The organism is Amycolatopsis sp. DG1A-15b, assembly GCF_030285645.1.
Lineage (GTDB): Bacteria > Actinomycetota > Actinomycetes > Mycobacteriales > Pseudonocardiaceae > Amycolatopsis.
Genome location: NZ_CP127296.1, coordinates 5,696,222 through 5,719,708, shown reverse-complemented (window position 1 = coordinate 5,719,708; position 23,487 = coordinate 5,696,222). Strand labels below are relative to the sequence as shown.

23 protein-coding genes, 2 pseudogenes and 1 riboswitch are annotated in these 23,487 nt (G+C 72.6%); of the genes and pseudogenes, 12 read left to right on the top strand and 13 right to left on the bottom strand.

Translation table 11 applies throughout. The annotated features are described in order from the left end of the window. Positions 1 to 14: 14 nt before the first annotated feature. A riboswitch (cobalamin riboswitch) is annotated at positions 15 to 127 on the bottom strand. 69 nt (positions 128 to 196) lie between these two features. Continuing rightward, the gene (locus QRY02_RS26160; protein WP_285985494.1) at positions 197 to 925 is read left to right on the top strand and encodes a hypothetical protein; all 729 of its coding nucleotides are present in this window, start codon (positions 197 to 199) and stop codon (positions 923 to 925) included. Here QRY02_RS26160 and QRY02_RS26155 read toward each other — a convergent pair. From QRY02_RS26155 to QRY02_RS26145, 3 genes are all read right to left on the bottom strand, one after another. Beyond that, entirely contained in the window at positions 922 to 1,155 is a 234-nt protein-coding gene (locus tag QRY02_RS26155; protein WP_013228830.1) for a helix-turn-helix transcriptional regulator, read from the bottom strand. The genes QRY02_RS26160 and QRY02_RS26155 overlap by 4 nt on opposite strands. A gap of 93 nt (positions 1,156 to 1,248) precedes the next feature. Continuing rightward, positions 1,249 to 2,100 (bottom strand): ABC transporter permease, encoded by an 852-nt coding sequence (locus QRY02_RS26150; protein WP_285985493.1) that lies wholly within the window; start codon positions 2,098 to 2,100, stop codon positions 1,249 to 1,251. Continuing rightward, positions 2,097 to 3,023: an ABC transporter ATP-binding protein gene (locus QRY02_RS26145; RefSeq protein WP_285985492.1), complete on the bottom strand. Its 927-nt coding sequence runs from the start codon at positions 3,021 to 3,023 to the stop codon at positions 2,097 to 2,099. Before QRY02_RS26145 ends, QRY02_RS26150 begins: the two co-directional genes overlap by 4 nt. A gap of 108 nt (positions 3,024 to 3,131) precedes the next feature. Here QRY02_RS26145 and QRY02_RS26140 point away from each other — a divergent pair, with 108 nt between their 5' ends. Genes QRY02_RS26140 through QRY02_RS26125 form a run of 4 tightly spaced genes read left to right on the top strand, consistent with a single transcriptional unit; the run spans position 3,132 to position 6,631 of the window. Further along, positions 3,132 to 3,446 (top strand): DUF6191 domain-containing protein, encoded by a 315-nt coding sequence (locus tag QRY02_RS26140; RefSeq protein ID WP_285985491.1) that lies wholly within the window; start codon positions 3,132 to 3,134, stop codon positions 3,444 to 3,446. A 4-nt stretch (positions 3,447 to 3,450) separates the two neighbouring features. Beyond that, on the top strand, positions 3,451 to 4,524 hold the full coding sequence (locus tag QRY02_RS26135) for a ferredoxin-like domain-containing protein (protein ID WP_285985490.1): 1,074 nt from the start codon (positions 3,451 to 3,453) through the stop codon (positions 4,522 to 4,524). Continuing rightward, entirely contained in the window at positions 4,521 to 5,144 is a 624-nt protein-coding gene (locus QRY02_RS26130; protein WP_285985489.1) for a precorrin-8X methylmutase, read from the top strand. Before QRY02_RS26135 ends, QRY02_RS26130 begins: the two co-directional genes overlap by 4 nt. Continuing rightward, positions 5,141 to 6,631: a precorrin-2 C(20)-methyltransferase gene (locus tag QRY02_RS26125; RefSeq protein WP_285985488.1), complete on the top strand. Its 1,491-nt coding sequence runs from the start codon at positions 5,141 to 5,143 to the stop codon at positions 6,629 to 6,631. The genes QRY02_RS26130 and QRY02_RS26125 overlap by 4 nt, the downstream gene beginning before the upstream one ends. Before the next feature lie 34 nt (positions 6,632 to 6,665). Here the strand turns inward: QRY02_RS26125 and QRY02_RS26120 are convergent, their stop codons facing one another. The 6 genes from QRY02_RS26120 to cbiE are packed head-to-tail and all read right to left on the bottom strand — an operon-like array spanning position 6,666 to position 14,104. Beyond that, positions 6,666 to 9,758 (bottom strand): arabinosyltransferase domain-containing protein, encoded by a 3,093-nt coding sequence (locus QRY02_RS26120; protein ID WP_285985487.1) that lies wholly within the window; start codon positions 9,756 to 9,758, stop codon positions 6,666 to 6,668. Positions 9,759 to 9,776: 18 nt separating this feature from the next. Beyond that, positions 9,777 to 10,436, bottom strand: coding sequence for a 5,6-dimethylbenzimidazole synthase (bluB, locus tag QRY02_RS26115; protein WP_285985486.1), 660 nt, complete (start codon positions 10,434 to 10,436; stop codon positions 9,777 to 9,779). Then, positions 10,433 to 11,152: a cobalt-precorrin-6A reductase gene (locus tag QRY02_RS26110; protein ID WP_285985485.1), complete on the bottom strand. Its 720-nt coding sequence runs from the start codon at positions 11,150 to 11,152 to the stop codon at positions 10,433 to 10,435. Before QRY02_RS26110 ends, bluB begins: the two co-directional genes overlap by 4 nt. After that, positions 11,149 to 12,165 (bottom strand): Gfo/Idh/MocA family protein, encoded by a 1,017-nt coding sequence (locus tag QRY02_RS26105; RefSeq protein ID WP_285985484.1) that lies wholly within the window; start codon positions 12,163 to 12,165, stop codon positions 11,149 to 11,151. The genes QRY02_RS26110 and QRY02_RS26105 overlap by 4 nt, the downstream gene beginning before the upstream one ends. After that, positions 12,162 to 12,923, bottom strand: a complete 762-nt coding sequence (cobM, locus tag QRY02_RS26100; RefSeq protein WP_285985483.1) for a precorrin-4 C(11)-methyltransferase — start codon at positions 12,921 to 12,923, stop codon at positions 12,162 to 12,164. Before cobM ends, QRY02_RS26105 begins: the two co-directional genes overlap by 4 nt. Then, entirely contained in the window at positions 12,920 to 14,104 is a 1,185-nt protein-coding gene (gene cbiE / locus QRY02_RS26095; protein ID WP_285985482.1) for a precorrin-6y C5,15-methyltransferase (decarboxylating) subunit CbiE, read from the bottom strand. Before cbiE ends, cobM begins: the two co-directional genes overlap by 4 nt. A 67-nt stretch (positions 14,105 to 14,171) precedes the next feature. Here cbiE and QRY02_RS26090 point away from each other — a divergent pair, with 67 nt between their 5' ends. The 5 genes from QRY02_RS26090 (at position 14,172) to QRY02_RS26070 (ending at position 19,532) form a co-directional block, all read left to right on the top strand. After that, positions 14,172 to 16,121 (top strand): putative cobaltochelatase, encoded by a 1,950-nt coding sequence (locus QRY02_RS26090; RefSeq protein ID WP_285985481.1) that lies wholly within the window; start codon positions 14,172 to 14,174, stop codon positions 16,119 to 16,121. After that, on the top strand, positions 16,121 to 16,735 hold the full coding sequence (cobO, locus tag QRY02_RS26085) for a cob(I)yrinic acid a,c-diamide adenosyltransferase (protein ID WP_285985480.1): 615 nt from the start codon (positions 16,121 to 16,123) through the stop codon (positions 16,733 to 16,735). The genes QRY02_RS26090 and cobO overlap by 1 nt, the downstream gene beginning before the upstream one ends. Continuing rightward, on the top strand, positions 16,729 to 18,066 hold the full coding sequence (locus tag QRY02_RS26080) for a cobyrinic acid a,c-diamide synthase CobB (RefSeq protein ID WP_285985479.1): 1,338 nt from the start codon (positions 16,729 to 16,731) through the stop codon (positions 18,064 to 18,066). The genes cobO and QRY02_RS26080 overlap by 7 nt, the downstream gene beginning before the upstream one ends. Then, positions 18,053 to 19,093: an Rv2231c family histidinol phosphate aminotransferase CobC gene (gene cobC / locus QRY02_RS26075; RefSeq protein ID WP_285985478.1), complete on the top strand. Its 1,041-nt coding sequence runs from the start codon at positions 18,053 to 18,055 to the stop codon at positions 19,091 to 19,093. The genes QRY02_RS26080 and cobC overlap by 14 nt, the downstream gene beginning before the upstream one ends. An 82-nt stretch (positions 19,094 to 19,175) precedes the next feature. Next, entirely contained in the window at positions 19,176 to 19,532 is a 357-nt protein-coding gene (locus tag QRY02_RS26070) for a VOC family protein (RefSeq protein ID WP_285985477.1), read from the top strand. Here the strand turns inward: QRY02_RS26070 and QRY02_RS26065 are convergent. Further along, a complete protein-coding gene (locus QRY02_RS26065) occupies positions 19,516 to 20,202 on the bottom strand; it encodes a helix-turn-helix transcriptional regulator (RefSeq protein WP_285985476.1) in 687 nt (228 codons plus the stop codon). The two genes, QRY02_RS26070 and QRY02_RS26065, sit on opposite strands and share 17 nt — an antisense overlap. Positions 20,203 to 20,610: 408 nt before the next feature. Here QRY02_RS26065 and QRY02_RS26060 point away from each other — a divergent pair, with 408 nt between their 5' ends. Both QRY02_RS26060 and QRY02_RS48915 read left to right on the top strand, forming a co-directional pair. Next, the gene (locus QRY02_RS26060; protein WP_285985475.1) at positions 20,611 to 20,985 is read left to right on the top strand and encodes a hypothetical protein; all 375 of its coding nucleotides are present in this window, start codon (positions 20,611 to 20,613) and stop codon (positions 20,983 to 20,985) included. 248 nt (positions 20,986 to 21,233) lie between these two features. Beyond that, positions 21,234 to 21,324 (top strand): annotated as a pseudogene (locus QRY02_RS48915) (IS982 family transposase); the annotation flags it as partial. A 156-nt stretch (positions 21,325 to 21,480) separates the two neighbouring features. On the opposite strand, the gene QRY02_RS26050 reads toward QRY02_RS48915, so the two are convergent. The 3 genes and pseudogenes from QRY02_RS26050 to cobT all read right to left on the bottom strand — a co-directional run bounded on the left by QRY02_RS26050 (position 21,481) and on the right by cobT (position 23,481). Beyond that, a complete protein-coding gene (locus QRY02_RS26050; RefSeq protein ID WP_285993917.1) occupies positions 21,481 to 22,197 on the bottom strand; it encodes an adenosylcobinamide-GDP ribazoletransferase in 717 nt (238 codons plus the stop codon). A 128-nt stretch (positions 22,198 to 22,325) separates the two neighbouring features. Further along, positions 22,326 to 22,463, bottom strand: a pseudogene (locus tag QRY02_RS26045) (IS30 family transposase); the annotation flags it as partial. A 4-nt stretch (positions 22,464 to 22,467) separates the two neighbouring features. Next, the gene (gene cobT / locus QRY02_RS26040; RefSeq protein ID WP_285985474.1) at positions 22,468 to 23,481 is read right to left on the bottom strand and encodes a nicotinate-nucleotide--dimethylbenzimidazole phosphoribosyltransferase; all 1,014 of its coding nucleotides are present in this window, start codon (positions 23,479 to 23,481) and stop codon (positions 22,468 to 22,470) included. Positions 23,482 to 23,487: the final 6 nt, after the last annotated feature.

The window sequence follows — 23,487 nt, the reverse complement described above, 5'->3', positions numbered from 1 at the left end:
TCCGCGCCCCGGGTAGACGGGCGCGCCGGCCGGAGTTCCTGGCTCCCGGAAATCCTCTCTCCGGTAACAGTGGCGGGACCGCCCCGGACTCTCACCGGGTTCCTCCACCTGCCGACGCGTGGGTATCGCCCTCACTCTCCGGTGCCGGTCGAAGTGCGTCAAGGTGACGTTGGCCGGTCCTCGGTAACCTGGCGGCTTGGAATCCTTTCTCCGGAGCTTCACCGCCGCGCAGTCGACCCGGCAGCCGTACCGCCACCCCACGGCGGCCGAGCTCAGAACCGCCGAAACCGGCTTCGCCGCGTTCCTCGACCGGGCCCCACACCACCTCGGTCAGCTGGGGTTTTCCGTCGCTGACGACTCTCTCGTGGTCCAGGAGCCCGGCACCGGACGCGCCTGGGGGCTCTACGCGATCGACCGGTCCGCACCCCCGTCACTGGTCGTCGAGGTGCCGCACCCCTCGTCCGACCTGCGGACCGACCTGATCGGCCTGGCGCTCTTCCGGCAGGTGCCCGGCGCGGTGCTGGCCGTCGCGGGGGCGCACCGCCGCCGGGAGGACCCGGCACACGAGACGCGGACCGTCTTCCACGTCGTCACCACGCTGCTGGCCCGCCGCGGCCTGCCCCAGGTCCAGCTGCACGGCTTCAAGGACCGGACCCTGCCCGCGGCCGACGTCGTCGTTTCGGCCGGGGCCGCATCGGTCGGCGATGCGGGCCGCCGGGCGGCGGACCGCTTGGAAGCCGCCGGGTTCCGCGTCCGCCGGGCCTGGGCCGAGCCCTGCCGCGGCCTGGCCGGGACGACGAACGTCCAGGGCCAGGCCGCCGGCGGCGGGCCGTTCCTGCACGTCGAGCTCAACCGGACGATCCGCGAGACCCGCCGCGACGACGTCGTCCGCGCACTGGCCGACGCCGACCTGCGCAAGCCCTAGGCGGACCGCTCTCCCAACCGAGGGAAGGGCTTCGTCGAGAACAGCACTTCCACGGAGACCTCGAAGAACTCCGCGATCCGCAGGGCCAGGAACAGCGAAGGGCTGTACTCGCCGCGCTCCAGGTAGCCGATCGTCTGGTAGTGCACCCCGAGGGCCTCGGCCAGCTGCCGCCGCGAGATCGACCGTTCCGCGCGCAGCATCGCGATCCGGTTGTAGACGACCTCACTCATGACTGAACCTTATTCTGGTAAGGACGGCGCCACGGACCGTAGCTTGCCCACCTACGGTGACCCTTGCGCCGGCCGACGGCTGAATAAGGTTCACTACCCCACACGCTGCATGGCCTTCTGCCGCCGTTCGGCCAGCGACGAGCCTGCCTCGCGCCGCGCCATGCGGCGGAGCAGGATCGGGGCCAGCGCGAAGCCGGCCGTTGCCCACGCGAGCAGCACCGCCAGGGTCGCCACCGGCCGCCACGACTGGCCGATCTCGACGGCGAGCGCGCTGTCCGGCAGCAGCGCCGAGCGCATCCCGAGGCCGAGCCAGTACATCGGGAACACCTGCCCGACGTCCTGCAACCAGCCCGGCAGCGCCGTGATCGGGTAGAAGATCCCCGAGATCGCGCCCATGCCCATGACCGGCAGCGTGATCAGCCCGACCGTGCGCGGGCTGCTGGTCAGCGCCCCCAGCGCCGCGCCGATCGGCATCGTCGCGATCATGCCGAGCACCACCACCCCGAGCAGGTGCAGGTACGACCAGACCCCGTCGGGCGCGAGCACGGAGAACGCGAACAGGCACGGGACCAGGACCGCGGCGATGGACGTGAGCTGGGCGAGCGACAGCGCGGTCGTCTTCCCGACCAGGTACCCGAGCATCCCGTTCGGGGTCGCCTTCGCCCGCAGCAGCGTGCCGTCCTCGCGGTCGACGGCCAGGTAGCCCGCCGCGGCGGTCAGGCCGTTGAACACGATGCCGGCGCCGAGCACGCCGGGCACGGTCGCCGCGCCCAGCGAGAACGACGTGCCGGGCAGCGTGGCGTTGCGCATGAAGAACAACGTACCGAGGAAGAGCACGACGAAGACCAGCTGCCCCACCACGTCGTCGAGGTTGGTCCACGTCTGCTTGAACTCGATCCAGCCGCGGGCCAGCCCGGCGCGCAGTGCGGTGGTCCTGGCGTTCATCGCGCACCCGCTTCCTGGAGGCCGAGCTCCGTCTCGCCGCCGGTCTCGGCGCGGCGGACCAGCGTCATGTAGGTGTCCTCCAGCGACGCCCGCCGGACCTCGAGGTCCGCGACGGCCTCGCCGTGCTGCTTGAACAGGTCGTGCACGTACTTCGTCGCTTCGGTCGTCGAGTGGACGAAGCGCTGTTCGCCGAGGCTCCAGCGGACCTCGGCCTCGCCGGAGATCTGCCGGCTGAGCTGGTCGGCCGAGCCGTCGGCGATGATCCGGCCGCCGTTGAGGATGAGGATCCGGTCGGCCAGCTTCTCGGCCTCGTCGAGGTCGTGCGTGGTCAGCAGGATCGTCGTGTCGAGCTCGTCGGACAGGCGGTGCACCAGGTCGTGGAACTCGCGCCGGGCCTCGGGGTCGAAGCCCGCGGTCGGCTCGTCGAGGAACAGCAGCTCGGGGCGCCCGACGATGCCGATGGCGACGTCGAGCCGCCGGCGCTGCCCGCCCGAGAGCTGCTTGAGCTTCTTGTGCGCGTGCTCGGTGAGCCCGACCGTCGCGATCAGCTCGTCGGTGTCCCACGGCCGCGGGCGGGCCGCCGACGAGTACGGCGCGTAGTACCGGCCGAGGTGCGCGAGCAGCTCGCGGACACGCCACTTCCCGTGGTCGCGCCAGGACTGGAGCACGACCCCCAGCCGTGCCCGCCAGTCCTCGCCGCCGTGCGCCGGGTCGACGCCCAGCACGCTCACCTCGCCGGCCGACCGCATGCGGAAGCCCTCGAGGATCTCGATCGTCGTCGTCTTGCCGGCGCCGTTCGGCCCGAGCAGGCCGACGACCTCGCCCCGGTACGCCTCGAACTCGACGCCGTGGAGCACGTCGCTGGTGCCGTACCGCATCCGCAGCCCGTGCACGCGGACGACGGGATCGGCTGGATCTCTCATCACGGTCACCCCCTCTGACTGATGCGATCGAATGTAGCAGACCTACTACATTCGATGGGACTTCTGCTGTCCCGGGAACTTGACCCGCGGTCATCCGGTTCGCGGGGCATGGGAACTTGGCTGGGGCTCGCCCTTCCGGGCGGCGTGGTGATCCTGCTGGTCATGGCCGCGATCGAACTGCGGCCGCGCAAGAACGGCTCGCGTTTCAAGGCGCGGCTGTCGGCGACCTACATCGAAGAGACCACCGCGTTCCTCTACGGGACCAAGCGGCGTGAGCTGGAACACCGGGAAACGATGTCGATGCTCGTCGAGCAGGACGCCGAAGGCGCGCCTCCCTGGCGTGACGTGGACCTGGACGCCGGAACGGCCCGGATCCGCCCGCGTTCGGACCCGCCGGAGCGCCGGAACGGCCAGCTACAGTGACCCCATGCCGACCCCTGCACGCGTGCGAGCCGACGCGTGCCCCGGTGTTTTCGCACCCCACGACGCCGCCGACGGACCATTGGCCCGGGTGCGGCTGCCCGGCGGCACGATTTCCGCAGTGCAGCTGCACGCGCTGGCCGACGCGGCCGAAGCCTGCGGCGACGGCGACCTCCACCTCACCTCGCGCGGCAACGTCCAGCTGCGCGGTGTCACCCGGCCCGGCTTGGCGGCCCGGCTGAGCGACGCGGGTCTGCTGCCTTCGCCGTCGCACGAGCGGGTCCGGAACGTCCTCGCGTCGCCGCTGAGCGGAGTGCGCGGCGGCCTCGCCGACGTCAGCGGCCTGGCGGCGTCGCTGGACCGGGTGCTGTGCTCGACGCCGGAGCTGGCGGCGCTGCCCGGGCGATTCCTCTTCGCCTTCGACGACGGACGCGGGGACGTCGCCGGCGAAGGCGCCGACGTCTGCTGGCGGGCGGTGGACGCCGGAACCGGGACGCTGCTGCTCGCGGGCGGCGACACGGGACGACGGGTGGCCCGCGCCGACGCCGTGACGGTGCTGATCGAGGTGGCGCTGGAGTTCTGCCGGGTGCGCGGGGCCGCGTGGCGCGTCGCCGAACTCGACGACCCGGCCTGGCGCGGGACGCCGGTGCCGCGGACCGCGGCCGAGGTCCCGGCCGGGCTGATCGAACGGGACGGCGGCTTCGCGGCCGGTGTCGTCCCGCGCTTCGGGCAGTTGTCCGCGACGCAGGCGCGGGCGCTGGCGGAGTTCGGCCCGGCGCTGGTCACGCCGTGGAAGTCACTGGTCCTGCCGGACGCGCCCGCCGACGTCTTCACGCGGCTGGGTTTCGGTGGCGTCGCCTTGGGGACCACCGCGTGCATCGGCCGGCCGGGCTGCGCGAAGTCGCGCGCCGACGTCCGGGCCGACGCGGTGTTCCGGCCAGGGCTGCGCGCGCACTTCTCGGGCTGTGAGCGGCGGTGCGGGAAGCCGTCGCAGTCCCATGTGGACGTTGTCGCCGAGGCGGGGGGCTACCGCATCGACGGCCGGTGGGTGCCGCTCGACGAGATGGAAGGGAAGCTGTGATCGACTACCTGCGGGACGGTGCCGAGATCTACCGGCACTCGTTCGCCACGATCCGCGAGGAGGCGGACCTGGCGATCCTGCCCGACGACGTGGCCGGCGTGGCGGTCCGGATGATCCACGCCTGCGGCATGGTCGATCTGGTCGACGACCTGCGCTACACGCTCGACGTCGTGGAGTCCGGCCGCGCCGCGCTGGAAGCCGGCGCGCCGATCCTGTGCGACGCGCAGATGATCGCCAGCGGCGTCACCCGCCGTCGCCTGCCCGCGGCCAACGAGGTGCTTTGCACGCTGTCGGACCCTTCTGTGCCCGGGCTGGCCGAACGCATGGGCACCACCCGGTCGGCGGCGGCGCTGGAACTGTGGCGCGACAAGCTGCCCGGCTCGGTCGTGGCGATCGGCAACGCCCCGACGGCCCTGTTCCGCCTGCTGGAGATCCTCGACGAAGGCGTCGGCGCGCCCGCGGCGATCATCGGCGTCCCGGTCGGCTTCGTCGGCGCAGTGGAGTCCAAAGTGGAGCTGGCCAAGCGCGCCCCGGCACCGTACCTGGTGGTGCACGGGCGGCGCGGCGGCAGCGCGATGGCCGTCGCGGCGATCAACGCCCTCGCGAGCGCCGAAGAATGACCGGCACGCTGTACGGCGTCGGGCTCGGCCCCGGCGACCCGGAACTGATGACGGTCAAGGCGGCCCGCCTGATTTCCGAAGCCTCGGTGATCGCGTACCACTGCGCGCGGCACGGCCGGAGCATCGCGCGGTCGGTCGCCGAGCCGTACCTGCGCGAGGGGCAGATCGAGGAAAAACTCGTCTACCCGGTCACGACCGAGACGACCGATCACCCGGGCGGGTACGAGGGCGCGATCGCCGACTTCTACGAGCTGAGCGCGAAGCGGCTGGCCGAGCACCTCGACGCGGGCCGCGACGTGGTCCTGCTCTGCGAAGGTGACCCGTTCTTCTACGGCTCGTACATGTACATGCACGAACGGCTCTCCGGCCGCTTCGAAGCGGTGGTCGTCCCGGGCGTGACGTCGGTGAGCGCGGCGTCGTCGGTCTTCGGCCGTCCCCTGGTGCAGCGCGACGAGGTGCTGACGGTGCTCCCGGGCACGCTGCCGGCCCCCGAACTGGCCCGGCGCCTCGCCGACACCGACGCGGCGGCGGTGCTGAAGCTGGGCCGGACGTTCTCGTCCGTGCGCGAGGCGTTCGCGGAAGCGGGCAAGCTGGACGACGCCGTCTACGTCGAGCGCGCGACGTGGGGTCAGCAGCGCATCGAGCCGTTGGCCTCGGTGGATCCTTCGACGGTGCCGTACTTCTCGCTGGCGTTGCTGCCTTCGCCGGCTTATGCGTCACGCCGGTCTTCGCCGGCGTCACCTCCTGCTGCCGCCCCTTCGGCGGGTGAGGTCGTCGTCGTGGGTCTCGGTCCGGCGGGCCCGGAGTGGCTCACGCCAGAGGCCGCTGCGGAGCTCGACGCGGCGGAGCACGTCGTCGGGTACGGGCCGTATGTCGCGCGGGTGCCGCAGAAGGCGGGCCAGCAGCGGCACGCTTCCGGCAACCGCGTCGAGGCGGACCGGGCGCGCGAGGCGTTGTCCCTGGCCGCTTCCGGCTCCCGGGTCGCGGTGGTGTCCTCGGGCGACCCGGGGGTGTTCGCGATGGCCTCGGCGGTGCTGGAGCAGGTGTCCGCCGGGCACGGAGCGGGCGTCCGGGTCCGGATCGTGCCCGGAGTGACGGCTGCCCAGGCGGCGGCGTCCCGGGTGGGCGCGCCGTTGGGGCACGACTACTGCGTCCTGTCGCTGTCCGACCGGCTGAAGCCGTGGGAGATCATCGAGAAGCGCCTCGACGCCGCGGGCGCGGCGGACCTGGTGCTGGCGCTGTACAACCCGGCGTCCCGGACCCGGACCACCCAGCTGGCCGACGCCCGTGCGGTGCTGCTCCGCCACCGTTCTGCCGACACCCCGGTGGTGGTGGCCCGCGACGTCGGCGGCCCGGAGGAGGACATCCGCATCACGACGTTGGGCGACCTGGACCCGGCGACGGTGGACATGCGGTGCCTGCTGATCGTGGGTTCGTCGAAGACCCGCGCGGAGAACGGCATCGTCTGGACGCCCCGCAGTTACTGACGTGAGGCCGGGCCGCGGCCCGGCCTCACACTTCTCAGCGCGTCGGGTCCTTGCCGTTCGGCTGCCGCGGTCCCGGGCCCGGTGACCACCAGCCCGGCACCGTCTTCTCCCCGTGCACCACCGTCGGCGCGATGCCCTCGGTGAACGGCTCGATCTGCAGCAGCTGGCCCCACGACTGGCTCGGCTGGCCGATCAGGTAGCTCGGCACCTCCGGCTCCTCGGCCAGTTCCTCCAGCCAGCCGATCGGCCCGCCGTTCGTCGACGACGCCCATTGGGCCTCGTCCGCCAGGCCACCCGCCGTGATGCGGTAGTCCGGGACCTGCGAGATCCCGTCGTGGGACGTCACCGGCTGGACGCACGGGTACACGAACGACGCCGGCCAGTCCACGTACACCGGCTTCGAGCCGATGCGGTCCGTCAGCGTCGTGAACGTCGGGACGCGCGGGGCCGAGGCCGCGATCCAGCCGTCCTCGGTCAGGTCGTTGTCGATGATGTTGATGCGGACCGCGTTCGTCTCCGGCGGGAGGTCGCGCAGGTTGATGCGGGTGTCGTTCCAGCCGTTGGTGCCCGCGCCCGGCGGGAGCATGAACTGGCTGCGCAGGACCTTCACGCCGTCCGGGGTGTCGACGCCGTAGTCGAGGCTGACCGACGTCGGACGGCGGGCCGCCCCCGCCGTCGCCACGACGATCTGGCCGTCTCCCGGCTTCTCGGTCAGCGCGTACCAGTCGCTGCGCAGCCGCCCGGCGCGCGTCTCCGGGTCGAGGTAGCTCGACCACATCGGCACCTGGTCCGGTGTGAACCCGTGCGGGGGCTCGGCCAGGGGGTCCTTGTCGTCGACCGGGCGGGTGTGGAAGCCGGTCTGGACGCGGCCGTTGTCCTGGTCCGGGTTCGGCAGCGGCGAGTCCGTCTCCTTGGGCTTCTCCGCGACGGTCCGCTGCTCGGCCTGCGGGTGCAGGATGCTCGTCGCCGCGTCGCGCTCGACCATCACGTGGTCGGAGAGGTTGCAGCTCTTGCCGAACAGGTGCCCGACGTTGGCCGCGCCCAGGCTGTAGCTGCCGGACTGGTTGTGGATCGCCCACGCCATCGTGACGAACTCGCCCGCCGCGACCAGGCCGCAGACCACCACGAGCGACAGCGACCCGAGCCGCAGCGCGCGCAGCCGGCCTTCCTGGGGCTGGTCCGGCAGGCCCGGCCGGTGCGCGCGGACGTTCTCGACGAACGCGTACACCCCGGCGATCGCCGCCGCGACCAGCAAGATCGTGGACAGGCCGATGCCGCCGATCGACGGCGCCACGTTCGTCCACTGGACACCGAGGCGCGAGACGAACCAGTAGGTGTTCGGCCCGGTCGCCGCCAGCGCGGCGACGACCAGCAGCCCGGCGAGGAAGGCGGCGCGGTTGCGTTTGGACCGCAGGACCGTCGAGCTGGTCGCGAGCGCGGTCAGCGCCGCCATCGACGCGCCGACCGCGGCGAACGCGCCGAAGTGGTGCGTCCACTTCGTCGGCGTCAGGGCCAGCAGCAGGAAGAACAGCGCGGTCGTGCCGATCAGCCGCCGCGCCGGGCCGAGCGACGCGCCGGGGATCCGGCTGCGGCGCAGCAGCATCACCAGGCACGTTGCGGTGCACAGCACGACCAGCAGCACCGGGAACCGGCGCGGCGCCGAGCCGTCCGGCAGGTCGGCGAACAGCAGCTGGTAGCGCGCGAGCTCCTGGAACCACGAGAGGTTCGGGCCCACCTGGGTGCGGATCCGGGTCGCTTCCTGCACGGTCGCGAACGTCTGGTCGGCGAACACCACGACCAGCACGAGCAGCCCGGCCGCGGCGACCGGCGCGAGGACCGGCAGCCAGCCGTGCTCGTTCGCGCGCTGGCGGATCAGCTTGAACAGCGGGCGCGCGGCGACCAGGTACGGCGCCACCGCGATCAGCCCGGTCGGCGTCGCGGCCAGGGTGAACCCGGCCGCGGTCAGGCCGAGGCACAGCGGCAGCAGCCGGCGCGTCACCAGCGTGCGCTCCACCGCGCAGATCGCCAGCAGCGAGCCGAGCGCGGCCACCGGTTCCGGGCGGACACCGTTGTTGTAGGGCATCCACCAGATCAGGAACACCGTCGCGGCGGCCCAGCTGGCCGGGCGGCTGGTGCGGATCTGGGTGCCCAGCCGCGGCATCACCTCGCGGCTGATCAGCAGCCAGCTGAGCACGCCGAGCAGGAACGACGGCAGCCGGATCCACGGCGGCACCGTGCTGACGTGCGTCATCAGCTCGAAGACGTGGTAGAACCAGCCGAACGGCGCCTCGGCGACCCCGAACCAGCGGTGGTAGTTCGTCAGGTAGCCGGTCGCCTCGGTGACCCGGGCCATGGTGAGGATGTAGCCGTCGTCGGAGGTCACCGGCCCGATGAAGACCCAGGCGCCGAGCGCGATGATCACCGTCGCGTCCCGCGCCGTCAGCCGCCACCAGCCGACCGGCGCCCAGCGCGGGGCGCGGCGCGCGAAGCCGGAGTCGCGGCGCCAGACCGCGATCAGGCAGCCGATCAGCGACAGCACGGCGAGCACGCCGACGACGATCTTCAGCGCGGTCGGCGACGTCTGGTACCGCGTGTCCGGCACGACCGAGACGTGCAGGCCGGCGATCGGGTCCTTGCTCGAGTTGATCGAGGAGTAGATGCCGACGACGCGGGGCCGGACGTCGCCGCCCGCGTGGAAGATCGGTGTCCCGGCGACGGCGAGCGTCATCTGCGTCGCGTCGACGTCCAGTTCGACGTCGCACTTTTCGGCGGGCAGCGGCTGCTGGGCGATCTGCTGGCCCTGGCTCGAGGCGAGCAGCACGCCGTTGTCGACGCGCAGCTGCAGGCCGACCCCGTTGCCGGCCTTCGGGTCGGTGCGGCCGTCCGGCACGGTGGCGAAGAGCAGGCCGGGGCCGTTCGTGCGGGCGTCGACCGAGCGGATGGCCGCGCACGGCAGCTCGGCGCGCAGGTCCTGGGCCCAGTACCCGGTCAAGGGCGCGTTGACGGAGCGGGTGTCGCTGCCGGTCGGCCAGACGACCTCCGCCGTGTCCTGCACCACCGGCAGGAAGGGGAAAGCCAGCGCGCACAAGGCCGAGAGCAACCCCAGCGCTACGGCAATCAGACGCATCGGCGCAACGCTAACGGGTCAGAGGTCGGCGGCTGACGCAGCCCCCGGATCACGCGGGGTGAATCGCCCGTGGTGTATCGCCGCGGCCAGGGGACGGCGGCTGCGCCAGCCGTGGCGCTCCAGGTCGGGCACGGTCTCCAGCTTGCTCACCGGCCCCACGCAGAGCCACGCGACCGGCCGGACGCCGTCCGGGATGCCGAGCAGCTCGCTCAGGAACGGCTCGCGGTAGAAGCTGACCCAGCCGGTGCCCAGGCCCTCCGCGGTCGCGGCGAGCCAGAGGTTCTGGATCGCGAGGCAGACCGAGTACAGGCCGGCGTCGGCGATGGCGTGCCGGCCGAGCACGTCGGGCGCGCCGCGCGCCGGGTCGTAGGTGACGACGATGCCGAGGCTCGCTTCGAGGATGCCTTCCACCTTGATGTTCGCGAACGTGCTCGCGCGGTCATCGCCGAGCTGGCCGGCGAAGACCTCCCGTTCCCCGTGGACGTGCTTGGCGAACTTCTCGCGCGTCGCGTGGTCCTCGACCAGCACGAAGTCCCACGGCTGGGTGAGCCCGACGCTCGGTGCGGCGTGCGCGGCCTCGAGGATCCGCGTGAGCGTGCCTTCGGGGATCGGCGCGCCGGTGAACTCGCCGCGGACGTCCCGCCGCTTGCGCAGGACTTCGTAGAACTCTTCGATCATCGGTGCAGGACCCATTCGACGGCTTCGGGGACGGTTTCGGCGGTCTCCGTCTGCGGCCGGGCCGGCCGCCGGACCACCAGGACGGGCTTCCCGAGCTCGCGGGCCGCGGTCAGCTTCGCGCTGGTCTGCGCCCCACCGGAGTCCTTGGTGACCAGGACGTCGACCCGGCCGAGCAGCTCGCGCTCGGCCGCCACCTCGTAAGGCCCGCGGGCGAGGAGGAGCTCGTGGTGCCGCGGGAGCGGCGGCTCGGGCGGGTCGACGCAGCGGATCAGGAACCACAGGTCGTCAAGGTGCGCGAAGGCCGGGAGGCCTTGGCGGCCGCTGGTGAGGAAGACGCGTTCGCCCAGGTCCGGCAGCCGGCGCGCGGCGTCGGCGAGGTCGTCGGCCCAGTGCCAGACGTCCCCGGGGCCCGGCCGCCAGCCGGGCCGCGCGAGCCGGAGGAGCGGTGTTTCCGTCAGCTCGGCCGCTTTCGCCGCGTTCGCGCCGATGCGCTCGGCGAAGGGGTGCGTGGCGTCCACGACGGCGTCGATCCGGTTTTCGCGCAGGTACCGCGCCAGGCCCTCCGGGCCGCCGAAGCCGCCGACGCGTACTTCGCCGGCGGGAAGTCTCGGCCGTGCGACGCGTCCGGCCAGCGAAGAGACAACGCGGACTTCGCGCGCAGTGAGCGTTTCGGCGAGCTGCCGGGCTTCGCCGGTCCCGCCGAGGATCAGGATCACGAGGAACGTCCGTAGCCGACGGCCTCGCGCCAGCGGTCCAGGGTCCGCAGGTTGGCCAGGGTCTCCGCCCAGGTCAGCTCGGGCGCCTGCCGGTCTTCGACGTGCGCGGCGACGTGGTCCGCTTCGCGCGCGAAGACGCCCTGCGTGGCTTCGACCTCGATGACCTCCGGCTCGCCGCCGGCCGGGGTCAGGATGATCTGCGAGACGCCGGGCTTGCGCAACGGGTGGATCCACGCGGGCCGCGGGATGTGGATCTGCCCGTCCGAGCCGAAGACGCGGATGCCGTCCTCGCGGGTCAGCCGGATCCCGCACGAGATCGTCGCGAGGATGTCCCCGGGCAGGCGCAGCAGGCCGGTCGCCCACTCGTCGACGCCGGTGGCGGACAGGTGCGCCATCCCGCTGACCTCGGCCGGTTCGACGACTTCCTGCCCGGTCGCGGCCTGCGCGACCAGCCGCGCCAGGGACGTGCAGTAACAGCCGACGTCGAGGATCCCGCCGCCGCCGAGCGCCGGATCGCCGAGCCGCGCGGTCTCCTCCGGGTTGCTGTCGAAGGAGAAGGTCGTGTCCACCGCGCGGACCTCGCCGATGGCGCCGGACGAGATCAACTCGGCCAGCCGCCGTGTCTGCGGGTGCAGCCGGTACATGAACGCCTCCATCAGGAAGACGTCGTGCGCGCGGGCGGCCGCGATCACCTCCTCGGCATCGGCCGCGGTGATCGTCAGCGGCTTCTCGCACAGCACGTGCTTGCCCGCTTCGGCGGCGGCGATGGCCCACTGCTTGTGCAGCGCGTGCGGCGTCGAGACGTACACGGCGTCGATGTCCGGGTCGGCGAGGAGCTCTTCGTAGCTGCCGTAGGCCTTCGGGATGTCGAAGCGCGTGGCGAAGTCCCGCGTGCGCCCGGCGTCCCGCGCCGCGACGGCCCCGAGGACGCCGTGTTTGCTCTCGTCGACGCCCGCGGCGAAGTGGGCGGCGATCGTCCCGGCGGCCAGCAGGCCCCAGCGCAGTTCCGTCACAACGACTCCGGTTGGTTCGCCCGGTCACGGGCACTCGAGTACAGGAAGCTGTCGGGGAAGCTGGTGGCGGCGAGCACCCGCCCGACGAAGATGGTGGCAGCGCGCGTCATCCCGGCTTCGCGGACCAGCGCGGGCAGCTCGCCGAGCACCCCGCGCACGACGGTTTCCCCGGCCTGGCTCGCGAGCGCGACGACGGCGACGGGACAGTCCGCGCCGTAGTGCGGCCGGAGTTCTTCGGCCACCCGCTCGACGTGGTTGATGGCCAGGTGCAGCGCGAGGGTGGCCCTGGTCGCGGCGAAGGCGGCGAGGGTCTCTCCGGGCGGCATCTTGGTCGAGCGTGCTTGCACGCGGGTGATCACCAGGCTCTGCCCGATTTCGGGCACGGTGAGCTCCCGCTTCAGCGCGGCGGCCGAAGCGGCGAAGGCGGGCACGCCGGGGACGACCGCGTAGGGCACCCCGGCCGCGTCGAGTCGCCGCACCTGCTCGGCGACCGCGCTGTAGAGCGACGGATCCCCCGAGCACAGCCGCGCGACCTCGTGCCCGGCCCGGTGGGCCTCGACCAGTTTCGCGACGATCTGCTCGAGGCTGAGGTTCGCCGTGTCGACGAGCTCGGCCCCGGGCGGACAGTAGGCGAGCAGGTCGGGCGGCGTCATGCTGCCGGGGTAGAGGCAGACACCGCACCGGGCGAGCAGGTCCCGGCCCCGCACGGTGATGAGGTCGGCCGCCCCGGGCCCGGCGCCGATGAAGTGCACGGTCATCGGTTGCTCCACTGCGTCACGACCCGAGCCGGCGTCCAGCCGGTGAAGCCGCCCAGCGGGGCCGCCTTCTCCACGCCGATCCGCAGCAGTTCGCCGCCATGCTCTTCATACGCACGCGCCAGAACCTGCTCGGCCTCCAGCGTCACCCCGTGCGCCACCACCCGGGCGCCGGTGGCCACGCACGCGTCCAGTACGCCCGGCGCCGTCACGCCGCCTCCGATGAAGACCGCGTCCGGTGCGGGCAGCGCGCTCAGCGCTTCCGGTGCTTCCCCCGCCACCACCTCCAGTTCCGGTACTCCCAGGTCCAATGCGTTCCGGGCGATCCGCTCGGCCCGCTCCGCCGAGCGTTCGATCGCGACCGCGCGGTTCAGCCCGTGCAGCCGTGACCACTCGATGCCGACGCTGCCCGCGCCCGCGCCGACGTCCCACAACAGCTCGCCGGGACTCGGCGCGAGGCGGGCCAGCGCCGACACTCGCAGGTCGCGCTTGGTCAACTGCCCGTCGTGGGCGTACACGTCGTCCGGGATGCCGATCAGCGGCAACGCCGGACCCGCGCACGCCAGCGCGAACACCGTCAGCGGTCCGGGATCGCCGGCCCAGCCGTCGGAGATGCGCTCGTCGGGCCCGCCCAGGTTCTCCAACGCGATCAGCTCGCTCTCGCCATAACCCCGCACGGTGAGCAGGGAGCGCAAAGCGGGCGCGTCGGCACCCAGGACGAGCACTCGCCGGCGCGGCGCCAGCACCCGGGCGACGCGGGCCGACGACCGGCCGACGATGGTGACCACCTCGGTCTCTTCGGCGGACCAGCCCAGCCGTGCCCGGGCCAGTGTCACCGAGGAGAGCGCAGGCAGCGCTTCGACCTCGTATCCATGGGCCACCAGTGTGGCACCCACCCCCGACAAAAACGGATCACCGCTGGCCAGGATGCAGATCCGGGCGCCTTCGTGCTCCGCGATGACAGCGTCCAGCCCCGGCAGCAACGGCGTCGGCCACGCCTGCGCCGGGACCTCCTCGGGCAGGTAGGCCAGCTGCCGGGGCGCACCCAGCACGACGTCGGCGGCGAGCACCGCGGCCCGCGCCGGTTCCGACAGGCCGGGCCAGCCGTCGGCCCCGATCCCGACCACGGTCAGGCGGTTCGCGGAGCCCGCCTCCGCCGTGGATCGACGTGATTTTTCGCGCACGATTTCCCACCCTAAGCGAGGCGGGCGCTGTGCGATGATCGGCCGGTCGCCGACGTCAGGAGCGCTGTTGAAGCCGTACCCGTTCACCGCCGTCGTCGGGTTGCCGGACCTGCGCCTGGCGCTGGTCCTGTCCTCGATCTCGCCCGCCGTCGGCGGGGTGCTGGTGCGCGGCGAAAAGGGCACCGCGAAGTCGACCATGGTCCGCGCGCTCGCCGGCCTCCTGCCGGGCGTCGACGTCGTCGACGGCTGCCGGTTCTCCTGCGATCCCGCGGCTCCCGACCCGCTCTGCCCGGACGGCCCGCACGACGGCGCGGACAGTCACCGGCGGCCCGCGAAGCTGGTCGAACTCCCGGTCGGCGCCGCCGAAGACCGCGTCATCGGCTCGCTGCACCTGGAACGCGCGCTCGCCGAAGGCGTGACGGACTTCCAGCCCGGCCTGCTGGCCGCCGCGCACCGCGGGCTGCTCTACGTCGACGAGGTCAACCTGCTGCACGACCACCTCGTCGACACGCTCCTGGACGCCGCCGCGATGGGCCGCGCCACCGTGGAACGCGAAGGCGTTTCGGTCTCGCACGCCGCGCGGTTCGTCCTGATCGGCACCATGAACCCCGAAGAGGGCGAGCTGCGGCCGCAGCTGCTGGACCGGTTCGGGCTGACCGTCGAGGTCGCCTCCAGCCGCGATCCGGAGCAGCGCGTCGAGGTCGTCCGCCGCCGCCTGGCCTACGAAGCCGATCCCGACGCCTTCGCCGCCCGGTACGCCGGCGAAGACGCCCAGCTCGCCGCGGACATCGAAGCGGCGCAACGGCTTTTGCCCGCCGTCAAGCTCCCCGACGACGCCCTGCGTCAGATCGCCGAAATCTGTGCGTCGTTCGAAGTCGACGGCATGCGCGCGGACATCGTCACGGCCCGGACGGCGGTCGCGCACGCGGCCTGGGCCGGTCGCGACGAAGTGACCACCGAGGACGTCCGCGTCGCCGCACGGCTGGCGCTGCCGCACCGGCGCCGCCGGAACCCCTTCGACGCGCCGGGGATCTCGGAAGAGCAGCTGGAGCAGGCGCTGCAGGACGCCCAACCGGACCCGGGGCCCGAGGACGACGGCCCCGGCTCGGGGTCGGCGCCCTCGGAGGTGCCCGAGCCGCCACAGGGCAGCGAAAACGCGCCGCAAGGCGAACCGAAGCAGCAGAGTGGCGGTCAGCAGAAGACCGTCGGGGCCGGCGAGACGTTCAAGGCCCGCGTCTTCCGTGTCAAGGGCACGGGTGAGGGCGAGCGCGGACGCCGTTCGCGCGCGATCACCGACAGCGGCCGGACGATCGGCGTCCAGCCCGCGAGCGTCCGCGAAGGCCGGCCACACCTGGTCGCGACCGTGAAAGCCGCGGCACCGCACCAGAAAGCCCGCGGCCGCACCGGCGCCGGGCTCGAACTGCGCCCGGAAGACCTGCGGTTCGCGCTGCGCGAAGGCCGTGAAGGCAATCTCGTGCTGTTCTGCGTGGACGCGTCCGGTTCCATGGGCGCGAAGGCGCGGATGCGCGAGGTCAAGTCCGCGGTCCTGTCGCTGCTGCTCGACGCCTACCAGCGCCGCGACAAGGTCGGGCTGGTCACGTTCCGCGGGGACGCGGCCGAACTCGCGCTGCCGCCGACGATCAGCGTCGACGCGGCCGCGTCCCGACTCGAAGGCCTCCCGACCGGCGGCCGGACACCCCTGGCCGAAGGGCTCCTGGAGGCGGCGCGCGTGCTGCGCGTCGAGGAAATCCGCGACCCCCGGCGCCGCCCGCTGCTGGTCGTCGTCACCGACGGCCGCGCCACCAGCGGGCCCGACGCCGTCGCACGCGCCAAGGCCGCGGCCGGGCTCCTGGCCGGCGTCACGACGATCGTGATGGACTGCGAGAGCGGCAAGATGCGCCTCGGCCTGGCCGCCGACCTCGCCGCCCACCTCGGCGCGGAACACGTCCCCCTCGCCGATGTCGCCGCCGAATCGCTGGCGGACGCCGTCCGCGCCCGGACCGAAAGGGCCGCCTGATGCCGCAGGGCAAACCGGAAGCCGTCCCGAACGACGGCCTGACCACCCGCCAGCGCCGCAACCGGCCGCTGCTCGCCGTGCACACCGGCGAGATGAAGGGCAAGTCGACGGCCGCGTTCGGGATGGCGCTGCGCGCCTGGAACCAGGGCTGGTCGATCGGCGTGTTCCAGTTCGTCAAGTCGGCGAAGTGGCGCGTCGGCGAGGAAGCCGCGTTCCGCGCGCTGGGCAAGCTGCACGAGGACACCGGCCAGGGCGGGCCGGTCGAGTGGCACAAGATGGGCGAAGGCTGGAGCTGGGCGCGCAAGTCCGGCTCCGAAGAGGACCACGCGGAGAACGCGCGCGAAGGCTGGGCGGAGATCAAGCGCCGGCTCGCCGCCGAGACACACGACTTCTACGTCCTCGACGAGTTCTCCTACCTGCTCAAGTGGGGCTGGCTCGAGGTGGACGACGTCGTGTCCACTTTGGTCTCGCGGCCCGGGCACCAGCACGTCGTCATCACCGGCCGGTACGCGCCGCCGGAGCTCGTCGAGGCCGCCGACCTGGTCGCCGAGATGACCAAGGTCAAGCACCCGATGGACGCCGGCCAGAAGGGCCAGCGGGGGATCGAGTGGTAGCGCGCGTGGTCGTCGCCGCGCCCGGTTCCGGGCACGGCAAGACCACGATCGCCGCCGGGCTGATGGCGGCGCTGCGCGCGGCCGGGCACCGGGTGTCCGGGCACAAGGTCGGGCCCGACTTCATCGACCCGGGCTACCACGCCCTCGCCACCGGGCGTCCCGCGCGCAACCTCGACCCGTTCCTGCAGGGTGAAGACGCGCTGATCCCGCTGCTGCGGCACGGTTCCCACGGCGCCGACATCGCCGTGATCGAGGGCGTGATGGGCCTGTTCGACGGGGCACTGGGCACCGAAGGCTACGCTTCGACCGCGCACGTGGCCCGGCTGCTCGACGCGCCGGTGGTGCTGGTCGTCGACGCCTCGGCCGCCTCCCGCAGCGTCGCCGCGACCGTGCTCGGCTTCGCCCACTACGACAACCGCGTGCGGCTCGCCGGCGTCATCCTCAACAAGCTCGGCTCGCAGCGCCACCTCGACGAGATCGCGTCCGCGCTGGAAGCCACCGGCGTCCCGCTGCTGGGGGCGTTGTACCGCAACGAAGAGATCCACGCGCCGAGCCGTCACCTCGGGCTCGTCCCGGCGGCGGAACGGGCCGCGGAAGCTCAGCACGTGCTGCCCGCGCTGGCCGCGTGGGTGCGGGACGGCGTCGACCTCGAAGCGATCGTCCGGATCGCTGCCGGGGCGCCGGGGCTTTCTTCGCCGCCGTGGCAGCCGTCCGGTGCGGATGGTCCACCGGTGACCATCGCCGCCGCCGGTGGTCCGGCGTTCACCTTCCGCTACACCGAGAACATCGAGCTGCTGGCGGCTTGCGGCGTCGAGGTCGTGGACGTCGATCCGTTGCGGGACCAGGCTTTGCCCGACGGGTGCGCCGGCCTGTACTTCGGCGGCGGGTTCCCCGAGGTGCACGCGGCCGAGCTGTCGTCGAACACGGCGTTGCGTTCCGCGGTGGCTTCGGCCGTCCGGAGTGGAATGCCGGTGAGTGCGGAATGCGCCGGCCTGCTCTACCTTTGCCAGTCTTTGGACGGCGTGCCGATGGTCGGCGCGGTGCCCGCGGACGCCAAGATGACCGCCCGCGGCAAGCTCGGCTACCGGCGCGCGGTCGCCGTCGAGGACAACCTGCTGGCGACGGCCGGTCAGCGCGTCACGGGGCACGAGTTCCACCGGACCGAGGTGACGCCGTCGCACGGCGCCTCGGCGGCCTGGGGCTGGGACCGGCAGCTGGACGGCTTCGCGTCGCCGACGCTGCACGCGTCCTACCTGCACGTCCACTGGGCGGGGTATCCCGAGCTGGCCCAGCGGTTCGCCGCGCGGGTGCGCGCGTATGACCGGGTCTGAACCCGCCTCCGCGGGCGGCTACGACCTGCACCACCACGGTGATCGCGAGGTCGGGCCGGGGCTGGTCGACCTGGCTGTGAACGTCCGTCTGCCGCGTCCGCCCGCTTGGCTGCGGGCCGAACTGGCGTCCGCTTTGGACTCGCTGGCCGCCTATCCGTCCACTGTGGATGCGGTGCACGCGGTGGCCGCGCGGCACGGCCGTTCTCCCTCGGAAGTGCTGGTCACCGCGGGCGCGGCAGAGGCGTTCACGCTGCTGGCCTCGGCTTTCCGGCCGCGCCACGCGGTCGTCGTGCACCCGCAGTTCACCGAGCCGGAGGCCGCGCTGCGGGCGGCCGGGCACGCGGTCTCGCGGGTGATCCTGGCCGAAGCGGACGGTTTCGTCCTCGATCCGGCGCTGGTCCCGGCCGAGGCCGACCTGGTGTTCGTCGGCAATCCGACGAATCCGACGTCGGTCCTGCATCCCGCGTCTTCGCTGCTTTCCTTGGCGCGCCCCGGCCGGCTGCTCGTGGTCGACGAGGCGTTCCTGGACGCGATCCCGGGCGAGGCCGAGAGCCTGGCCTCCGGTGTCCCCGGTGTCGTCGTGCTGCGCAGCCTGACGAAGACCTGGGGCTTGGCCGGCCTGCGGGCGGGTTACGTGCTCGCTTCGGCGGACGTCGTGGAGCGGCTGCGGGCGGTGCAGGTGCCGTGGTCGGTGTCCACGTTGGCCGGCGTGGCGACCGTGGCGTGCTGCCGGCCGTCCGCGGTGGAGGAAGCGGAAAAGCTGGCGATCGCGGCGGAGTCGGACCGCGAGTACCTGGTGTCCGGCCTGACGGCGGCGGGCGTGCCGGTGCTGGGCGACCCGCGCGGCCCGTTCGTGCTGGTACGCGTCCCTGACGGGGTTTCCCTGCGCGCGCGCCTGCGTGGAGCGGGCTACGCGGTGCGGCGGGGCGACACGTTCCCCGGCCTCGGCCCGGACCACCTGCGGCTGGCCGTCCGCGACCGCGCGACCACGGACGCGTTCCTGGCGGCTTTGCGCGAAGTTTCGTAAACACCGACAGGGGGTTGTCGCCACCGCCGCCGAAACTGGGTGCACACCGGGAAACACCCGGCGTGGCAGCGGAAGGAACGACATGCCCGGATTCAACGACGTCGCCTGGTTCGAGATCGGTGCCGCGGACCCGGCGGCCGCCGAACGGTTCTACGGTGAGGTGTTCGGCTGGAAGATCGCCCAGGACTCGTCGGCCAGCACCGACCCGGCCTACCGGGTGATCGACACCGGCGGCTCGCGCGGCGGGCTCTCCGCGGGAACGGAGGACTACGCGATCTTCACGGTGCTGGTCGAGGACGTCGACGCCACCTGCCGCCAGGTCGAGAAAGCCGGCGGGCGGGTGCAGCGGCCACCGAGCGTCAACCCGGTCGGCGTGACGTTCGCGCACCTGCTCGACCCGGCGGGCAACCACTTCTCCGTGTTCACCCCGCCAAAGTGAGCTGATCGACGTCGCCGTACGGGATGTCGAGGTCCTCGGGCCGCAGACGGCGAAGCGGCGGCACCTCGGCGGTCACGGAGTAGGAGACGATCCGGTCGGTGCGAAACGCCCGGATCTCCCGGCGCAGCCGGCACCAGGCGATGAGGTACCAGTGTTCGGGCTTGCCGACGTAGCCGAGCGGCTCGATCTCCCGCCGCGTGGCGGTGCCCGCGCGGTCGGTGTACCGGATGCGCAGTACGCGGCGGATACCGAGCACGTGCGGCATCGGCGGAACGGGACCACTGCCGAGCAGGTGGACACAGGCGGCGAGGTTCTGCGCCGCGTCCGCGTCCTCCCGCCGCATCGCGGCGACCAGCTTGCGCAGCGCCGAGCGCCCTTCCGCCCGGAACGGAGTGGCGTCGAGGTGTTTCAGCGCGAGTGCCATGGCAACGGCCTCGCCGGGCGTCAGGTTGACCGGCGGCATCGTGTGCGCCTTGTCGAGGCAGTACCCGCCGGTGCGGCCGACCTCGGCGTAGATCGGCGTGCCGGACTGCTGCAGGGCGCTGATGTCCCGTTCCACGGTGCGGACGCTGACCTCGAACCGCTCCGCGAGCCAGCGCGCACTGCGTGGCCGCGGCGCGACGGCGCGCAGTTCTTCGACAAGGGCGTAGAGACGATCGGTCCGGTTCACGCGGATCACTGTAAGGAGGAGGTATGACAGTTTCGGTCGCTTGCGGGGCGAGTGACGACAGTGTCGTCGTTCTTTCGACCTGTCGAAAAACGTGACCACCGTGTCGCCGTCGAGCAGCGCGGGCCGCGCCGGGGCATGCCAGGCGCTCCACTCAGGATCGGTCGTCCACGCCGTAGCGGCTGACCACGGCGGCCGTAGCGCGTTGGCCTTCGCCTGCGCGGTGACGACGTTGTCGGCAGCGGGCAGCACGACGGCGGCGTTCACGTTCGGGATTCAAGGGTCGGCAAGGTCCGGAACACGGGGGTGTGCTCTGAATCTTCCGCCCGGACGGCGTGAGGTTCGGCTAAACCTTTTGCGCGGCTGGAGCGTTTCCCGCTCGACTCGACCGGGAGACCAGGGAGGAAACTCATGGCGAAGATCAAGAAGTGGACCACACCGGCTGCATTGGTGCTGGCGGCCGGAGCCGCAGTGGCCGTCGCGCCCGCGGCGTCGGCGCACGATGCCATCGGCTCGATCAACAACTGCAACGGCCGGTGCGGCTACGGTGGTGTCACCAACAATCACACCCGGGTCTACTCCTGCGACACCAAGAGCGACGGCTACGGCTTCCGGACAGACTACATACTGCGCAACGGCACCCGCGGCCATGTCGACGACGCCAACGGCAGTGACTCGGGGTGCAGCGCTGTGATCCCCGGGACAGCGAGCAACCCGGTCGTGTACTTCCTGGTCAGCTGGAAGCGCACCGGGGACTGGGTCTCGGCGGGGTGGTTCGACGCCTGATCAGCATCCTGATCGTCACTGTCACTGTCACTGTCACTGACGCGGCCGTGGAACGGGTGCCTTTCGCCGTGGCCGGCCGCCTCGAGCCCTGCGGCGGGTGATCGCCGCACCAGACGAGTAAGTCCTGAGTCCAGGCGGTGTCTCGAGATGGGTGAAGGGTGTTCAAGATCCGTTGGTGACGGCAGACCTGAACACCCTTCTCACCGCACTCTGCGTCAAGATCGATGACCACCTCGCCGACAAGCGACTGCGATCGCTCCCGCGACACCACCAAACGCTCCGACCTTGCCGGCTGGGCCGGCTACGGCTACTGCTCCAGTCACTCACGGTTCTTCTGGAGCCTGCACGGCGGCCGCACCATCGACGACGTCACCGCCCGCATCGCCCACGCCTGCTCGCCTTCACCCCGGCCATCCGGCACCACCACCCCACCGGCCAACCCATCACCCGATCACTGATCGCCTACGACCACTGACCGAGTTACGCATCAATCGCCTAGGGGGACAATGCGAGCAGAGCGGCCGCGACGGCGGCTTCGACACCGGCGCCGAGGACGTCGCCGGTGATGCCGCCGAGCCGTTTGGTGCACCGCCACAGGAGCGCGCCGGTGACGGCGTAGGCGAGGCCGACCGCGAGCGGCCCACGCCACCACGGCAGCCCGGGCAGCAGCACCGCCAGCCCGGCGGCGGCCACGCCCACAGCGATCGCGGCGGCGCGGGGCACCGAGCCGGCGACCGTGGCACCGAGCCCTTCCGGTCGGGCTGTCGGAACGCCCCGCGCGCACGCCATGGAGAGCGTGCACCGGCCGACCAGCACGCCCGCGGCCGCCGTGAACGGGCTGGCGGCGGTCAGGGCGCCGACCTGGACGAGGAGAACCAGGACAAGGGTGGCGACTCCGGTGGGCCCGGAGTCCCCGCGGCGCATGACGTCGAGGGCCTTGGCGCGGTCGTAGGAGGCGCCGAGACCGTCGGCGGTGTCGGCGAGCCCGTCGAGGTGCAACCCCCGGCTGCCGAGCGCGACGGCCCCGAGGGCGAGCGCCGCGGTGGCGAGCGCGGGCAGCCCGACGGCGGAACCGGCCCAGACGATCCCTCCGGCGGCCGCGGCCAGCGGCAGCGCGGCAAGGGGAGCGAGCAGCATGGCCCGCCCGGCAACCCGCCGATCGATGACCCGCGGAGCGGGAACCGGCACGGTGGTCAGCGTCCCGACGGCCATCCGCACGGCGTCGACCCACCGGCTCACGACGGGTTGTCCACAGCCATGCCGGCGACGGCGGAGTTGTGGACAGGTCGCCGAGCGGTGATCTTGCCGGCCGGGGAGCCGAAAGAACGGATCCGGGATGGACGAGTGGTGCGTTCGACCAGGGGGCCGATCGCGGAGCGATGGTGAACGCCCATGATCAGGCCGCCTTCGCCGCGTCCTGGCACTGCCCGATCCGCCGTCACGGGTGGCCGGTCGCCGATCATGACCATCGGGGCTGCTTTTTCACGCCAGGTCGGCCAGCAGGCCCATGTCGGCCAAGATCGCCCGGGCCGCTCGCAGGGTCGGCACCGCCTGGACCGCGCCGCTGCCTTCGCCGAGCCGCAGGCCGAAGTCCAGGATCGGCTCCAGGCCCAGTGCCTTCAACGCGAACGCCTGCGATGGTTCCGTCGAACGGTGCCCGGCCAGCCACCACTGCTCCGCCCCCGGCGCGATGTCCCGCGCCACCAGCGCCGCCGCGCCGGAGAACACCCCGTCCAGCAGCACCGGAATTCCCAGCACCGCCGCCTGGACCAGGAAGCCCGCCGTCGCCGCCACGCAGGCGCTGCCCAGCGCCGTCAGCCTCTCGAACGGGTCCTCCGTCCGGCCCGCCGTCCGCGTCAACGCCGCCGCGACCGCCGCCGTCTTGCGCTCCAAGCCCGCCGCGTCGACTCCCGTTCCGGTGCCGACCACCTCCGCCGCCGGCAGTCCCAGCGAGGCCGCCACCAGCGCCGCGCACATCGCCGTGTTGCCGATTCCCATGTCGCCCGGGATCAGGACGTCCGCCTCGCGTTCCTCCAGGGCGATCGCCCGGCCCGCTTCGAACGCGGCCTGGGCTTCGCCCGGCAGCAACGCGTCCTCGACGTCGATCGAGCCCGAACCGCGGCGGATCTTGTGCGCCGTCACCGACGCCGGCACGTCCGCGCCGTCCCAGTCGACGCCGATGTCCGCGACCCGCACGCGCGCCCCGACCTGGGCGGCCAGCACGTTCACGCCGCTCTTGCCGGCCAGGAACACCCGCACCATCGCCGCGGTCACCTCGCGTGGGTACGCCGAAAGCGCCGACACGCCGTGGTCGCCCGCGAAGACGACCACGCGGACGTCGCCCAGCGGGCGCGGCGGGACGGTGCCGTGCGCCGCCGACAGCCAGGCCGCGATCTCCTCCAGCCTGCCCAGCGCGCCGAGCGGCTTGACCAGGCCGTCGAGCCGCGTCAGTGCGGCGGTGCGGGCGGCGGGGTCGGGCACGGGTACGTCGAACACGGGCGC